The 13,824-nt window shown below is 68.3% G+C and carries 15 protein-coding genes and 1 pseudogene; 5 read left to right on the top strand and 11 right to left on the bottom strand.

The window, feature by feature from the left end:
* Nucleotides 1–23: 23 nt before the first annotated feature.
* Nucleotides 24–749 (top strand): peptidylprolyl isomerase, encoded by a 726-nt coding sequence (locus TY25_RS24945; RefSeq protein ID WP_226887286.1) that lies wholly within the window; start codon nucleotides 24–26, stop codon nucleotides 747–749.
* On the opposite strand, the gene TY25_RS24940 is transcribed toward TY25_RS24945, so the two are convergent.
* The 5 genes from TY25_RS24940 to TY25_RS24920 all read right to left on the bottom strand — a co-directional run bounded on the left by TY25_RS24940 (nucleotide 746) and on the right by TY25_RS24920 (nucleotide 5,206).
* Nucleotides 746–991 (bottom strand): hypothetical protein, encoded by a 246-nt coding sequence (locus TY25_RS24940; RefSeq protein WP_042259790.1) that lies wholly within the window; start codon nucleotides 989–991, stop codon nucleotides 746–748. The two genes, TY25_RS24945 and TY25_RS24940, sit on opposite strands and share 4 nt — an antisense overlap.
* Nucleotides 963–1,718, bottom strand: coding sequence for a class I SAM-dependent DNA methyltransferase (locus TY25_RS24935; RefSeq protein ID WP_042259789.1), 756 nt, complete (start codon nucleotides 1,716–1,718; stop codon nucleotides 963–965). Before TY25_RS24935 ends, TY25_RS24940 begins: the two co-directional genes overlap by 29 nt.
* A gap of 70 nt (nucleotides 1,719–1,788) precedes the next feature.
* Nucleotides 1,789–3,312, bottom strand: a complete 1,524-nt coding sequence (locus tag TY25_RS24930) for an ArnT family glycosyltransferase (protein ID WP_042259786.1) — start codon at nucleotides 3,310–3,312, stop codon at nucleotides 1,789–1,791.
* Nucleotides 3,305–3,940: a TetR/AcrR family transcriptional regulator gene (locus TY25_RS24925; RefSeq protein WP_042259784.1), complete on the bottom strand. Its 636-nt coding sequence runs from the start codon at nucleotides 3,938–3,940 to the stop codon at nucleotides 3,305–3,307. Before TY25_RS24925 ends, TY25_RS24930 begins: the two co-directional genes overlap by 8 nt.
* A gap of 18 nt (nucleotides 3,941–3,958) precedes the next feature.
* Nucleotides 3,959–5,206 (bottom strand): carboxylesterase/lipase family protein, encoded by a 1,248-nt coding sequence (locus TY25_RS24920; protein WP_052383173.1) that lies wholly within the window; start codon nucleotides 5,204–5,206, stop codon nucleotides 3,959–3,961.
* A gap of 103 nt (nucleotides 5,207–5,309) precedes the next feature.
* On the opposite strand from TY25_RS24920, the gene TY25_RS24915 reads away from it, so the two are divergent.
* A complete protein-coding gene (locus tag TY25_RS24915; protein ID WP_042259783.1) occupies nucleotides 5,310–5,654 on the top strand; it encodes a hypothetical protein in 345 nt (114 codons plus the stop codon).
* A 56-nt stretch (nucleotides 5,655–5,710) separates the two neighbouring features.
* Here the strand turns inward: TY25_RS24915 and arc are convergent, their stop codons facing one another.
* Nucleotides 5,711–7,471 (bottom strand): proteasome ATPase, encoded by a 1,761-nt coding sequence (arc, locus tag TY25_RS24910; protein ID WP_014986206.1) that lies wholly within the window; start codon nucleotides 7,469–7,471, stop codon nucleotides 5,711–5,713.
* Nucleotides 7,472–7,578: 107 nt separating this feature from the next.
* Here arc and TY25_RS24905 point away from each other — a divergent pair, with 107 nt between their 5' ends.
* On the top strand, nucleotides 7,579–8,163 hold the full coding sequence (locus TY25_RS24905; protein WP_226887285.1) for a WKL family lipoprotein: 585 nt from the start codon (nucleotides 7,579–7,581) through the stop codon (nucleotides 8,161–8,163).
* 115 nt (nucleotides 8,164–8,278) lie between these two features.
* Here the strand turns inward: TY25_RS24905 and TY25_RS24900 are convergent, their stop codons facing one another.
* Nucleotides 8,279–9,112: a tRNA (adenine-N1)-methyltransferase gene (locus TY25_RS24900; protein ID WP_014986208.1), complete on the bottom strand. Its 834-nt coding sequence runs from the start codon at nucleotides 9,110–9,112 to the stop codon at nucleotides 8,279–8,281.
* Between the two features lie 77 nt (nucleotides 9,113–9,189).
* Between TY25_RS24900 and TY25_RS24895 the strand changes: the two genes are divergently transcribed.
* Nucleotides 9,190–10,101 (top strand): RecB family exonuclease, encoded by a 912-nt coding sequence (locus TY25_RS24895; protein ID WP_042259780.1) that lies wholly within the window; start codon nucleotides 9,190–9,192, stop codon nucleotides 10,099–10,101.
* A gap of 4 nt (nucleotides 10,102–10,105) precedes the next feature.
* Here TY25_RS24895 and TY25_RS24890 read toward each other — a convergent pair whose 3' ends face one another.
* The 4 genes and pseudogenes from TY25_RS24890 to TY25_RS24875 form a co-directional block, all read right to left on the bottom strand.
* On the bottom strand, nucleotides 10,106–10,330 hold the full coding sequence (locus TY25_RS24890; RefSeq protein WP_088606750.1) for a hypothetical protein: 225 nt from the start codon (nucleotides 10,328–10,330) through the stop codon (nucleotides 10,106–10,108).
* A 149-nt stretch (nucleotides 10,331–10,479) separates the two neighbouring features.
* Nucleotides 10,480–11,289, bottom strand: a pseudogene (locus tag TY25_RS24885) (YeiH family protein); the annotation flags it as partial.
* A gap of 91 nt (nucleotides 11,290–11,380) precedes the next feature.
* Complete coding sequence (gene hisG / locus TY25_RS24880) at nucleotides 11,381–12,232, bottom strand: ATP phosphoribosyltransferase (protein ID WP_042259776.1); 852 nt, start codon at nucleotides 12,230–12,232, stop codon at nucleotides 11,381–11,383.
* Nucleotides 12,233–12,277: 45 nt separating this feature from the next.
* Nucleotides 12,278–12,541 carry a phosphoribosyl-ATP diphosphatase gene (locus TY25_RS24875; protein WP_014986213.1) on the bottom strand — a complete coding sequence of 88 codons (264 nt, stop codon included), beginning with the start codon at nucleotides 12,539–12,541 and terminating at the stop codon, nucleotides 12,278–12,280.
* Nucleotides 12,542–12,687: 146 nt separating this feature from the next.
* Here TY25_RS24875 and TY25_RS24870 point away from each other — a divergent pair, with 146 nt between their 5' ends.
* Nucleotides 12,688–13,656, top strand: a complete 969-nt coding sequence (locus TY25_RS24870) for an NAD(P)H-dependent flavin oxidoreductase (protein ID WP_042259774.1) — start codon at nucleotides 12,688–12,690, stop codon at nucleotides 13,654–13,656.
* The last annotated feature ends 168 nt before the right edge of the window (nucleotides 13,657–13,824 follow it).

The raw sequence follows: 13,824 nt of genomic DNA, 5'->3' as shown, positions 1-13,824 counted from the left end.
CCGATCGAAGGAGATTTCTAGCGGTGAGCAGCGAAGTCCAGGGGCGGCAGAGCGACAGCGGAAAGCACGGTTGGCGGTTCGGGGTACCGCGTGGGGTCCTACGAATGGTCGGCGTGGCAGCGGTCGCCGCCGCGCTGGCGGCGTTCGCCAGCGGTGGTGTGTCCGCGCAGACCTGGAGCGTCCGGACGCAGCAACCCGCGCAATGCGCGGATGCGGGTGTGGCGCCGAACGGCAAGCAGTGGCCCGCCGAGCCCGGCATGACCATCGACACCGGTGCGACCTACACGGCGAACCTCGACACGACCTGCGGCAACGTGCAACTCACGCTTGACCCTGCGCGCGCACCGCGCACGGTCAACTCGTTCGCGTTCCTGTCCAACGAGCAGTACTTCGACAACACCAAGTGCCATCGCCTCACCACGGCAGGCATCTACGTGCTGCAATGCGGTGACCCGCAGGGCACCGGCAGGGGCGGCCCCGGCTACGAGTTCCCGGACGAGAATCTCGCGGGCGCAACCTATCCCGCCGGAACGGTCGCGATGGCGAACGCGGGCCCGAACACCAACGGCAGCCAGTTCTTCCTCGTCTACCAGGACAGCCAGCTGCCGCCGAACTACACCCCGTTCGGCCACGTCACCGCCGGCATGGACGTCCTGACGTCGGTGGCCGCCGCGGGCGCGCAGGGCGGTTCGGACGGTGCACCGGTCAGTAATGTCGTGCTGAAATCCGTAGCCACCACTCGTAACTAAGACAGCAGTGGCGGCGTCCCCCGGGGCGCCGCCACTGTCATGTCCGGCACCTGTGGTCCGATGTGCAGCACCGGCACCTGCATGTTCGGGTAGCGCTCGCGGATGCTCCAGCGCTTCCGGTATTCGGTGTAGGTCGAGTTGCGGATCCAGTCGAAATACCCGGGCGCGACGGCAGGTTTGCCGGGCTGCAACGGCGGAAAGTCGGTGACCGGGTCACGCCTGCGATCGAGGATGTCGCGCAACGGTGATGATCTCCGGGCAGTCGGGGGCCGGCGACCGCCGATCCCAGTCCCCGAACTGTTCGGCGACGATCAATCCCGCACCGCACAGCAGCTCCGCCAACCCTGCCGAATCGAGAAACCGCAAGGTGGAATGGCTGACCTCCGGCCGCGCCCACCCCGCGCTGCTGAAGGTGTGGGTGAACGAAACGAGATCGCCCGCCACCGGTTCCAGCACCTCGCACACGCACCGCACGACCGCGCCGCTGTCGTCGGTGACCTCCCCCGAATATCGGCGATCCCACGTTTCCCATTCCCGCACAGCGGGATTGCGAGTTTCGAAGACGAAGCTTCCGGTCTCCCGCAGCACCGCGGCGACGGTCGCGACGGTGGACCGCAGTTCGTCGTCGTCCACCAGGGCCTGGAACGCGTGCCCGGTCATCACCACGAGGTCGAACTGCCGGTCCCGGTCCCGCACGGCCGCGATATCCCCGAGCACCCATTCGATATCGGCGCGCGACCGTGCCACCTCGAGCATCCCCGGGGCCGGGTCCACGCCGCAGAGCCGCCCGGTGTGCCCGGCCGCGCGCGCCCGGTGCAGCAGCGTGCCCGTGCCGCAGCCGAGGTCGAGCACGGACCGCGCGCTCATGACCAACGGCAGGTAGAACTCGAAATCGGCCCGCCCGTCGGCCGGACTGAACAGGTCGTACAACGCCGCCAGCCGTGTGTCGGTGAAGACCTTGTCGACCATGGACGAAGCGTGACAGAGCGCCGGCGTGCGCCGCCACCGAATTTCGCCGAGCCCGATGCCAGGCGCGAGATCAGTTCAGCCGCAACATCTCCGGCCACTGTTCCGACCACGGACGACGCGGCTGCTCGCAGCGCCAGATCGTCGCGTCCCGGGTGAGGCCCGGGATGCCGAGGCGGGCGTCCGCGCGGCCGATCGGCGTCACCGAGCCGAACAGGGCGTGCAGGTCGGCTTCCTCGCCGCCCACCCAGAGGACCGTGGTCGCCGTGTCGGGCGGGGTGCCGAAGTAGCCGAATCCGCGGTTGGGGCTGTAGACCGCGGGAAGTCCGTCCGCTTCGCCGAACACGTCGAGAGCGCTTGCCTGCCAATAGGAGTCGGCAATGAGAACGGTGTCCGCGCGGACCGGCTCGGGCAGCGACCGGAACGCGGTCGCGACGTCGGCGGCGAGTTCGGGCCAGCCGATCCGGCCGTAGATCGAGAGGTTCAGGCCGACGTCGGCGTCGCTCTTCGCCGGTTCGATTTCGGACTCCGGCGTGAACGGCAGCGAGAAGTACACGATCACCGCGGAGACCACGACCAGGGGAACCGTGACGAAGGTGCGCCAGCGCGCCCGGTGCTCGGTCCAGTGCACCGCACCCGCCGCCATGATCGCGGCATAGCACCCGACCGCGTAGTACGGCCTGCCGTCGGTGACGATGAACACCACGGCCAGCACGATCGGCATCAGCGCCAGAAACCGGTACGGCCGCAATGGTTCCCAGCGGAACAGGACCACGATTCCGTAGATCAGCAGCACGGCGCCGAGCAGTCCGGCCATGACGAGCGCCAGCGGCAACCAGGTGTAGCGACCGCCGATGGTGGCCTGCTCCTCGGCGATCACCGCGCCGAGGCGCAGCTGCGGCCAGTCGTGGCTCGCCTGCCAGAGCAGGCTCGGCATGCTGACCAGCAGGACCAGCGCCGCACCCAGCCACAGCGCGGGCCGCCGAAGCAATTCGCGAGGCCCATAGCACAGCACGCCGATCGCGACGGCGATCCAGAAGAACGGGATCAACCACTTCACCTGCATGTCCAGCGCGGTCGCCAGCGATGCCCCCAGCAGCAGCGCGTCCTGCCTGGTGCGCACCCAGCGGATGAGCAGCCAGCTGATCAGCACCCACAGCGCGGTGTCGATCGTGTTGGTGGCCAGTTGCGTGCCCTGCACCAGCAGGAACGGCGACGTCGCATAGGCGGCGGCGGTCAGCGTCTGCGCCGTGCGGGAGCCGCCGAACTCCCTGGCGATCTGCGCACTGATGACGATCGCGGCGATGGTGACGAGCAGCGCCGGAATACGCTGCGCTGTCACCGATCCCGGCGCGAGCAGATCCATCAGCCGGGCGATCGCGGGCAGCAGCGGCCCCTGATCGGCATAGCCGAAGGCGAGCCTGCGCCCGGCGGACACGAAATACAGTTCGTCACCGAAGAATCCGTACCGGTTCAGCGCGGCGATCAGCCCGACTGTCGAGGCGAGCGCGATCACCCCGACGCCGGCGAACGCGAACGGCGGCAGCGGATCTCGCGCATCCACGCGCGACGTTCGTTCTTGCGCAACATCAGTCATGGTCACCCACCTTCCGGGTAGCCAGGTCGAACAGCCGGCACATGTGCGCGGCATACGCGGTCATATCGAAGCCGGACTCCCGGATCGTCCGGCCGGCCGCGCCGTCGATGGCGTCGCGAATGGACTTCGCCATTGCCACGGCGTCGAACTCGCCGAACTCACCGGCCTGCTGCCCCTCGAGCATGAGGTCGATCAGCGGGGTGATGATCTCGCGTTCCCCTTCGGCCGAGGCGAACTTCGGGCTGCCGTGCGCGTCACGCAGGTTCCAGACGACATCGGTCAGCGCCGCGACGTAGGTCCGGTTGGCGTCGATGAAAGCCAGATTGGATTCGATGTAGGCCAGCAATTTGTTCCGCCGCCCGACCGCCGCCTCGACCCGCGGGCCGATGTGCTCGGCACCGGACACGTACAGCTGCACCACCAGCTGCGTCATCAGCTCGTCTTTGCCCGCGAAGTGGTAGGAGATGACCCCCTTCGAGATCCCGGCATGCTCCGCGATCCGCGCCAGCGACGCGCTGCCGTACCCGACCTCGGAGATCACCTCCACCGCCGACGCGATGATCTGCCGGCGCCGCGCCTCCTCGATGAACGACTTTCGCTGGCCGTCCGTACTATTTTCTGACCGCACGGCCAGATATTAACACGGTCAGCCAGTGAAGTGCCGGGTGTCGCCGCGCGACCAGCCCGGATCACCCGTCGTGACGAAAGCGAGCCAGCTGTCCCGCATCTCGTCCACCAGCTGCTGCGGACGCTCGCCCCGCAGCATGGGCGCGGCCCGCCACGCCGCCGCGTCGCCGAGCAGGAACGGCAGCTCGAGGCAGTGGCAGGCGCCGAACGGGCTGTCGGCCGGCTGCCAGTCGAACCGGAACAGCCACGGCGCCACGCCGCGCGCCTCGAGCGTCGCAGCCAGCTGCCTGGCCGGACCGGCGAAGACGTGTTCCGTCGCCGCCGCCATGGCGTCGCGATCGTCGGGGAGGAAGGCCGCCCCCTCGTCGCGCGTCGTGCCCAGCAGGATCGGGATGTCCACCTCGCGACCGACGGCAGCCACCGGGTCGGCGGCGACCAGCGTCCCGTCACCCGTCAGCTGGAACGGCGGCAGGATCCCCGACGGGGCTCGGCTCGCGACCGCGAACTGCGCGGCGAGCAGGTCGGCCACCGGGACCGCGTCGAGTTGGGCGGCCTCGATGTTCAACTCCTGCAACAGTTTCACGCCCGTCTGCTCGGCTTCCTCCGGTGTCGCCGGCACCATGCCGAGCGGCGTGCTCTGCAAGATGGCCTGCTGGAACAGCCCGCGGCCCGGTTCGCCCGAGAGCAACGCCACCAGCGAGATCGCACCCGCCGACTGGCCCGCGGCCGTCACCCGATCCGGATCGCCGCCGAACGCGGCGATGTTCTCGCGCACCCAGGTGAGGGCGGCGACCTGATCGAGCAGCCCGAGGTTGCCGTCGCTGATGCCGGGCAGGCGCAGATAGCCGAGGACACCGAGGCGATAGTTCACCGTCACCACGACGACCTCGCCGCGGGCCGCGAACTCCGCGCCGCCGTACCAGTCGAGACTGCCTGCGCCGCTGGAGAATCCGCCGCCGTGCAGGAACACCAGCACGGGATGGCCGTCGCCGGGTGGGGCCCACACGTTGAGCGACAGGCAATCCTCGGCCTGCGGCACCTCGAACGGACCCATCACCCGTTCCAGCCGGGAGGCGAGTTGCGGTGCGGCCGGGCCGAATTCGTCCGCCGTCAGCACGCCTGTCCAAGCGGCCCGTTCCGGCGTGCCGAACCGTTTCGCCTCGGCATAGGGCACACCCCGATACGCCGTCACGCCACCTTCGGCGATGCCCCGCACCGGGCCCGAGGTCGTCTCGACGATCGCCGACAGATTCATCTCCTTGGTCATGCGCCCAAGTCTGCCCCGATCTCCGACCCGCAGTCGTCCGTTCGGAGGACTCCCCCGCCGCGACCACCGGCCATGATCAGGTCATTCCGACCAAGGAGGACATATGAACAAGCGCCAGCGCGGCTTGGCCGCCGTCTTCGGCGTCGCCCTCGGTGCCGCAGCCGTCACCGTCGCCACCGGAACCGGCACCGCGAACGCCCAGGGCTGCGCCTTCGACCGGCAACTGACCGGCGCCACCGTCACCTGCCCCGGCGACCCCGCCCGCTGGGGCGTGGTCGACCTGGACTGCAACGGTTTCCACCTCACCTACGGCTTCCAGCCCGTCATCGGCCCCTACACCCAATACGCCTTCGGCAACCTGGCCGAAGGCGTCTCCGTCTCCTGCCTCGGCAAAGGCAGCCCCAACATCGGCCTCTTCGGCATCGTCACCAACGTCCGCCTCCGCTGACGGCATGAAAGAAAAAGCCGCGCTCCCAAGGGGAGCGCGGCTTTTTCGTGGGTGTCCTACAGGTACTGGCCGGTGTTGGACTCGGTGTCGATCGCGCGACTGGCGCTGGCGTTCTTGCCGGTCACCAGGGTGCGGATGTAGACGATGCGTTCGCCCTTCTTGCCCGAGATGCGGGCCCAGTCATCGGGATTCGTGGTGTTGGGCAGGTCCTCGTTCTCGGAGAACTCGTCCACGATCGAATCGTAGAGATGCTGGATGCGCAGGCCCGGGTTGCCAGTGTCGAGGACGGACTTGATGGCGTACTTCTTGGACCGGTCCACGATGTTCTGGATCATGGCGCCGGAGTTGAAGTCCTTGAAGTACAGGACCTCCTTGTCACCGTTGGCGTAGGTGACCTCCAGGAAGCGGTTGTCCTCGCTCTCGGCGTACATCCGCTCGACCACCCGATCGATCATGGCGCGGATGCACATCGCCTTGTCGCCGCCGAACTCGGCGACGTCGTCGGCGTGCAGCGGCAGATCCTCGACCAGGTACTTCGAGAAGATGTCCTGGGCCGATTCGGCGTCCGGACGCTCGATCTTGATCTTCACGTCGAGCCGGCCGGGCCGCAGGATCGCGGGGTCGATCATGTCCTCGCGGTTGGAGGCGCCGATCACGATGACGTTCTCGAGGCCCTCGACACCGTCGATCTCCGAGAGCAGCTGCGGCACGACCGTGGTCTCCACATCGGAGGACACGCCCGAACCGCGGGTGCGGAAGATGGAATCCATCTCGTCGAAGAACACGATCACCGGCGTGCCCTCGGACGCCTTCTCGCGCGCCCGCTGGAAGATGATCCGGATGTGGCGCTCGGTCTCGCCGACGAACTTGTTCAGCAGCTCGGGGCCCTTGATGTTCAGGAAGAACGACTTGGCTTCCTTGGCATCCTCACCACGCGCCTCGGCGATCTTCTTGGCCAGCGAGTTGGCCACCGCCTTGGCGATGAGCGTCTTACCGCAACCGGGCGGACCGTAGAGCAGCACGCCCTTGGGCGGGCGCAACGCGTACTCCCGGAACAGATCCTTGTGCAGGAAGGGCAGTTCGACCGCGTCGCGGATCTGCTCGATCTGCCGGCCGAGGCCACCGATGTCGCCGTAGTCGACATCCGGAACCTCTTCCAGCACAAGGTCTTCGACCTCGGCCTTGGGGATGCGCTCGAACGCGAAGCCGGCCTTGGTGTCCACCAGCAGCGAATCACCGGGGCGCAGTTTGCGAATCGGGGAGTCGGGGTCTTCCAGATCGTCCATCTCGGCGACCTTGGCCAGCGGACCCGCCAGCCAGACCACGCGCTCCTCGTCGGCGTGGCCGACCACCAGCGCGCGGCGACCGTCGTCGAGGATCTCGCGCAGGGTGCCGATCTCGCCGACCGCGTCGTAGACGCCGGCCTCGACCACCGTGAGCGCCTCGTTGAGGCGGACGGTCTGACCGTATTCGAGGGTCGAGGTCTCGATGTTCGGCGAACAGGTCAACCGCATCTTGCGACCCGAAGTGAACACGTCGACCGTTTGATCGTCGTACACGCCGATCAGGATGCCGTAGCCGCTCGGCGGCTGACCCAGCCGATCGACTTCCTCACGCAACGCGACCAGCTGCTGGCGCGCCTCCTTGAGGGTGTCCATCAGCTTCGTGTTGCGAATGGTCAGCGAATCGATGCGGGCTTCCAATTCCCGTGCGCGATCCGGCGAATCGGCGAGTTGCCTTCGGAGCGCAGCGGCCTCGGCACGTACTGCCTCGAGCTCTCTCCAGGCCGCCGAATCCGAATTCTCGATGGGGCTCATGTGCTGCTCCTCCCAGTCCCGGTCTATCAACGCTACCGGGCGCGAACCGTTCTCGCTTTCCGACATGGTTTCGTCGTGATCACATCTGGGCTGCGATCGACCGCCGGATGACCATGTTAGCCTGCCCTAACCCGAACTCGGTGAGCCCGCTCGCCGACCGAGCCGAAAGGTTGCTGAAATTGCTCCCTTCCACCAGAATTCTGCGCGTTTCTGTTGCTACCGCTGCGGCCGCGCTCGCCGTTACCGCCGGGCTGTCGGGCTGCGGCTCCGATGACGGCAAATCCGATACCAAGTCCTCTTCCTCCAGCGTGGTGGCCTCGAGCAGTGCCGCGCCGAGCGCCGCGGCGGGCGCGCCGACCGCCGACTCGTTGCAGGCCGTGCTCGTCGAATTGTCCGATCCCGCGGTACCCACCGCGGACAAGGCCAAGCTCATCGTCGACGGCGAAAAGCGTACGGCGAACATCGATCAGATGAACAAGGCTTTGGCCGGATACGGCACCCTGACCTACGCAGTGGCCGATGTCACAACCCAGGGCAGCACCGCCACCGCGCAGGTGACCATCACCTCGCCGCACGGCGCCGCGCCCGCGATGCCACTCACGTGGGAGAACGTCGGCGGCACCTGGAAGCTCTCCGACGCCAGCGGCTGCCTGCTGCTGGGCTTCGCCCAGGCGCCCTGCGTCCCGGCCTGATCGACGCGACCGCCTTCGCCGCACGCCGCGACCTTCGATCGGTCGGCTCACCGGGTAGGGATACCGATCGAAGGGGGATCTTCCGGTCGCGGTGAAGGCGGTCTCAGCGCGCGCGTCAGCCCTTGGACGGGCGGCGCTGCGGCTTGGGGGTCACCGTGCCCTCCGCGAGGCGGCGTGCGCTCACCAGGAAGGCGGTATGGCCCTGCATGCGATGCTCCGGGCGCACCGCCAGGCCGACCACATGCCAGCCGCGCACCATCGACTCCCACGAGCGCGGCTCGGTCCAGCACTCCTGTTCGCGCAGCGCCTCGACGACCTTGGACAATTGCGTGACGGTCGCCACATAAACGATCAGCACGCCGCCGGGGACCAGGGCCTTCGACACTGCCGGTAGCGCATCCCAAGGCGCGAGCATGTCGAGCACCGCGCGATCGACGGGCGCACCGTCGTAATCGGCCACATCCCCGACGGTCAGCGACCAGTTAGCCGGGCGTTCGCCGTAGAAAGTCTCGACATTGCGGATGGCGTGCTCGGCGTGATCCTCGCGGATTTCGTAGGAAACGACCTCACCCTGCGGGCCGACCGCACGCAACAATGAGCAGGTGAGCGCGCCGGAACCGGCGCCGGCCTCCAATACCCGCGCGCCGGGGAACATATCGCCCTCGTGCACGATCTGCGCCGCGTCCTTCGGGTAGATCACGGCGGCGCCGCGCGGCATCGACAGCACGTAATCGATCAGCAGGGGGCGCAAGGCCAAATACGGAGTGCCGTTGGTCGAATTCACCACCGAGCCTTCGTCGGCGCCGATCAAGCTGTCGTGCTTGATACCGCCGCGATGGGTGTGGAATTCCTTGCCCGGCTCCAAGACCACCGTGTACAGGCGGCCTTTGGCATCGGTCAGCTGTACCCGGTCACCGGTGGTGAATGGCCCGGTCCGTCTGGCCGTCATGTATCTCCGTTCGCTGAAGAGCAACGCTCTGCTGGTCGCGCACCGGCTTGTCGGTGCCGCCGGATAGCCTGCCAGGTATGAGCTCGCCCGTGTCCAGGCCCCCTGTCGACGGCACACCGCCGCTCACCCCTGGCGCACCGGCGAGTCGTTCGCGTCCCGCGCTGTCGCCTTCGCGGGCAATGGATTTCAAGCAGTGCCCGCTGAAGTACCGCTACCGCGCGATCGACCGGATCCCCGAGGCGCCGACGCGGCACGCGGTGCGCGGCACCATGGTGCACGCGGTGCTGGAGGATCTGTACGGGTTGCCCGCGCCCGAGCGGCGACCGGAGCGCGCGGACACGCTCGTGGTCCCCGCCTGGTCCCGGATCTCGGCGGATCATCCCGAGGTGGCCACGCTGATCACCGACGCCGAGCTGGACGGATTTCTCGGTGAGGTGCGCGCCCTGGTGCAGACCTATTACCGCCTGGAGGACCCGACGCGCTTCGACCCGGAGTCACGGGAAGCTCGCGTGGAGGTGGAACTCGACGACGGAGTTCTGTTGCGCGGCTTCGTCGATCGCATCGATGTGGCGCCCGCCGGACAACTGCGCGTGGTCGACTACAAGACCGGCCGCTCCCCCGGGCCGACCCAGGAGACCAGGGCGCTGTTCCAGCTCAAGTTCTACGCGCTGGTGGTGCTGCGCACCCGCGGCATCGTGCCCGCCCAGTTGCGCCTGATCTACCTGGCCGACGAGCAGATCCTCACCTACGCGCCGGACGAGGCGGAGCTGTTGCGCTTCGAACGCACCCTGTCCGCGCTGTGGCAGGCCATCCGCGAGGCCGGCCGCACCGGGGAGTTCCAGCCGAACCCCGGCTGGCTGTGCGCGTACTGCGATTACAAACCGCTGTGCCCCGAATTCGGCGGCACCCCACCGCCCTACCCGGGCTGGCCGGACGGCGGAGCGAACGAGTCCCCCGCCGAGACCCTCGCCGACGCCGTCGCCGACTGACCGTTCAGTGGCCGGTGAAGATCGTCATGAAATCCAGTGCGGTGCCGTGTGATCCGATCAGCGCCACCGCGACGATCAGGACGACGACGCCCACCACATCACCGGCCAGGATCAGGATGTTGCGCACCCGCGGCCACACCGGCGCGCCGACGACGGATTCCGGCCTGCCGTACTCGATGCCGACGGCCCGCTCGGTCTCCGCTTCCATCGACGCCTTCCCATAGCTCATCGTCGGCATCCGCCACCGCGCTCCGACGTTCTCTCCGTGTATTTCGCCCGACACACCGCACAGTGTTGCCGACACATCGTGAACATTTCGTGAAGTCGAGGGGAATAGGCCGGACGCGGTAACCGCGATCCCCCACACCCGGGCGCGCGAACTGGAATCAGGCCGATCAGCGCGTGCTGCGTGGTCTTCACGATGGTGGCGATCTGCAGCGCCTGCTCCCCCGCGATGGCGCCGGAGGCCGCGACCGCCGCCGTGGTGTCGATGTTGCCGCCGATCCACGCGCCCGCCACCGCGTCGGACAGTCCCAGCACGTCCGCGAGCCACGGCAGCAGGAAGATCGACGGCAGCGCGAAGATGATCACCAGCGAGGCCGCGTAAGCGATCTGCTCGCGCCGCGCCTGCACCGCACCCGCCGCCGCGATGGCCGCGCTCACGCCGCAGATCGACACCGCGGAGGACAGCAGCGCCCGCAGCTTGTCGTCGAGCCCGAGCCGCCCGCCCAGCCACCAGGTGAACCCGAACACCACGGTGATCGGCAACAGCCTGCAGGATCGACGGCCCCGCCGCGGTCACCAGGATCTTCAGGTTGATCGAGGCGCCGAGCAGCACCACACCGGTCTTGATGAAGAATTCGGTGCGGAACCCGGCCGAAAGCCGGTCGCGCAGCGCGAGTTGCCGAGCAGGCCGATCGCGATGGCGTACACCGGGAACTCGATCGACTTCGCCACCCGCTGCAGCGGCGTGCCCACCGCCCACCGCGGGACCTGGGTGTCGAAGTAGCGGGTCAGCGCGCCGAGCACGAGGACCACCGCGATGCCCGCCACGATCGCCGTGCCGGTGGGCCGCGAAACCGCTTGCAATGCCGCCGTTTCCGAGCGCACCGCGGCCGAAGACGCGGCGTCCGTTCCGCTCTCGTCCTGCTCGGCCGTAATGCCTGCCCGCGCTGCGGTATCCGACATCACAAACCAGACGCCGATAATCCGTACCCGTCCCGTACCCGTCCCGGCCGGGACGGGTACGGGACGGGACGGGACGGGTACGGGAGGGGTCTCAGAAGGCGCGGCAGGAGCGAATGTCGAAGGCGAGGATGGCCTTCGCGCCCAGCTCGGCGAGCTGGTCCATCACCTCGTTGCCCTGCTTACGCGGCACCATGGCGCGGATCGCGACCCAGTTCTCGTCCGCCAGCGGCGACACCGTCGGCGATTCCAGCCCGGGAGTGATCGCCACGGCCGCGTCGAGCAGTTCCTTCGGGCAGTCGTAGTCCAGCATGATGTACTGCTGGCCGAAGACGACGCCCTGGATGCGCGCGATGAGCTGGTTACGCGCCTTCTCCTGCTGGTCCGAGCCGGTGCGCTCGATCAGCACCCCCTCGGAATCGCAGAGCGATTCGCCGAACGCGATCAGGTTGTGCTGACGCAGGGTGCGACCCGAGCCGACCACATCGGCGATGGCGTCGGCGACACCGAGCTGGATCGAGATCTCCACCGCGCCGTCGAGGCGGATCACCTCGGCCTGGATGCCGCGGCGCTGCAGATCGGCGAGCACGAGATTCGGGTACGAGGTGGCGATGCGCTTGTCGTAGAGGTCCTCGACCTTCCAGTCCTGCCCGGCGGGCGCCGCGTACCGGAAGGTGGAGCGCCCGAAACCGAGGGCGAGCCGCTCGCTGACCGGCGCGCCGGAGTCGAGGGCGAGGTCACGACCGGTGATGCCCAGATCGAGTTCGCCGGAGCCGACGTAGATGGCGATGTCTTTGGGCCGCAGGAAGAAGAACTCCACCTGATTGGCCGGGTCGAGCACGGTCAGGTCGCGGGCATCGGTGCGTTTGCGGTAACCGGCCTCGGCCAGGATGGAGGTGGCGGCTTCGGACAGGGCGCCTTTGTTGGGGACTGCGACGCGCAGCATGGTTGAGGTCCTTTCACGGAGAGAGACTGCGGAACAAGACGGCCGTCACAGATGTCGGTACACGTCTTCGAGCTTCAGCCCACGACCCACCATCAGCACCTGAACCCAGTACAGCAGCTGCGAGATCTCCTCGGCGAGCGACTCGTCGCTCTCGTGCTCGGCGGCCAGCCAGACCTCGCCGGCCTCCTCGAGCACCTTCTTACCCTGGCTATGCACGCCGGCGTCCAACGCGGCCACGGTGCCGGACCCCTCGGGGCGGTTGACCGCACGATCCTGCAGCTCGGCGAACAGGGATTCGAAGTTCTTCACGATAAGTCATTCTTTCAGACCGGTGTGCGGGGCCGTTGCCAGCCCCGCTTCGGCGAGGGGGAACTGGTGGCGTAGCGCACTCGGGCGTTGCCGCCACCAGTTCCCCCTCGACGACCGCACGCGACGCGGGTGGGGATGATGGGGGTATGGGGTTGCGGACTGCGTTGACGGAAATGTTCGATTTGCGGCATCCGATGGTGTTGGCGCCCATGGGCGGTGTGGCCGGCGGTGCGTTGGCGGCTTCGGTATCCAATGCCGGCGGTCTGGGGCTGGTCGGCAGCGGGGATCGGGCATGGCTCGAACGTGAGCTGGCGATCGTGGCGGAGCAGGCGCGCTCGGCGTGGGGTATCGGGTTCCTGAGCTGGGCGATCGACGACGCGACGCTGCGCTGGGCGCTCGCCGAGTACCGGCCGCGAGCGGTGCTGCTCTCGTTCGGCGACCCGACGCCGTTCGTCGAGACGGTGCGCGCCGCGGGCGCGGCGTTGCTGGTGCAGGTCACCGACCACGACGAGGCGCGGCGGGCCGCGGACGTCGGCGCGGACGTGATCGTCGCGCAGGGCGGCGAAGCCGGCGGGCACGGCGCGGGACGCTCGACACTGACCATGGTGCCGACCGTCGCCGACCTGGTGCATCCCATTCCGGTGCTGGCCGCGGGCGGTATCGCGGACGGTCGCGGTCTGGCCGCCGCGCTCACGTTAGGGGCGGCCGGCGCGATGATCGGCACGCGGTTCGAGGCGACCCACGAGGCAATACTCTCCGCCGCGGAGGCGAAGGCGATTGTGGCCGCACGCGGTGACGACACCTCCCGCAACCGGGTGTTCGATATCGCCCGTCGCTCCCCCTGGCCCGCGAAGTACACCGCACGCATGCTGCGCAATCCGTTCTTCGACCGCTGGCAGGACCGCGAGGACGAACTGCGCGCCGACACCGCCGCCCAAGACGTCTACCTCGACGCCGTCCGCCGCGACGACCCCGCCGCGATCCCGGTGTGGGCCGGCGAGGGCGTCGACCTGATCACTGCGATCGAACCGGCCGCCGACGTACTGACCAGGATCGCCGACGAAGCCGACACCGCGTTGGCCCGCGCGGCGCGGCGGCACATCGACGACGTCTGAGCCGATGTTCCGAGATCCCGCACCCTTTCGTCGCGAAACACGTTGTGTCGCACGGCGAGTCGGGGTGCGGAAGGTTAGAAACGGTGCGCGGAACCGCGGCTGACTGAACCGGCCGCCGCAGCGCCGAGATGACGTCGGCTCTCGAGTGACCGACGCGGCGCCGGACGA

It is taken from the genome of Nocardia brasiliensis NBRC 14402, from assembly GCF_000308475.2.
In the GTDB taxonomy this organism is placed as follows: Bacteria; Actinomycetota; Actinomycetes; order Mycobacteriales; family Mycobacteriaceae; genus Nocardia; species Nocardia brasiliensis.
Note: the sequence above shows the minus strand (reverse complement) of the source record. Positions and strands in the feature narration are given on the sequence as shown.

What these genes read in the sequence shown, in the direction of transcription:
- TY25_RS24935 (WP_042259789.1), bottom strand. Translation starts at nt 1,718, where the DNA reads ATGGTCGACAAGGTCTTCACCGACACACGGCTGGCGGCGTTGTACGAC.
- TY25_RS24930 (WP_042259786.1), bottom strand. Translation starts at nt 3,312, where the DNA reads ATGACTGATGTTGCGCAAGAACGAACGTCGCGCGTGGATGCGCGAGAT.
- TY25_RS24920 (WP_052383173.1), bottom strand. Translation starts at nt 5,206, where the DNA reads ATGACCAAGGAGATGAATCTGTCGGCGATCGTCGAGACGACCTCGGGC.
- TY25_RS24915 (WP_042259783.1), top strand. Translation starts at nt 5,310, where the DNA reads ATGAACAAGCGCCAGCGCGGCTTGGCCGCCGTCTTCGGCGTCGCCCTC.
- arc (WP_014986206.1), bottom strand. Translation starts at nt 7,471, where the DNA reads ATGAGCCCCATCGAGAATTCGGATTCGGCGGCCTGGAGAGAGCTCGAG.
- TY25_RS24905 (WP_226887285.1), top strand. Translation starts at nt 7,579, where the DNA reads ATGACCATGTTAGCCTGCCCTAACCCGAACTCGGTGAGCCCGCTCGCC.
- TY25_RS24900 (WP_014986208.1), bottom strand. Translation starts at nt 9,112, where the DNA reads ATGACGGCCAGACGGACCGGGCCATTCACCACCGGTGACCGGGTACAG.
- TY25_RS24895 (WP_042259780.1), top strand. Translation starts at nt 9,190, where the DNA reads ATGAGCTCGCCCGTGTCCAGGCCCCCTGTCGACGGCACACCGCCGCTC.
- TY25_RS24890 (WP_088606750.1), bottom strand. Translation starts at nt 10,330, where the DNA reads ATGAGCTATGGGAAGGCGTCGATGGAAGCGGAGACCGAGCGGGCCGTC.
- hisG (WP_042259776.1), bottom strand. Translation starts at nt 12,232, where the DNA reads ATGCTGCGCGTCGCAGTCCCCAACAAAGGCGCCCTGTCCGAAGCCGCC.
- TY25_RS24870 (WP_042259774.1), top strand. Translation starts at nt 12,688, where the DNA reads ATGGGGTTGCGGACTGCGTTGACGGAAATGTTCGATTTGCGGCATCCG.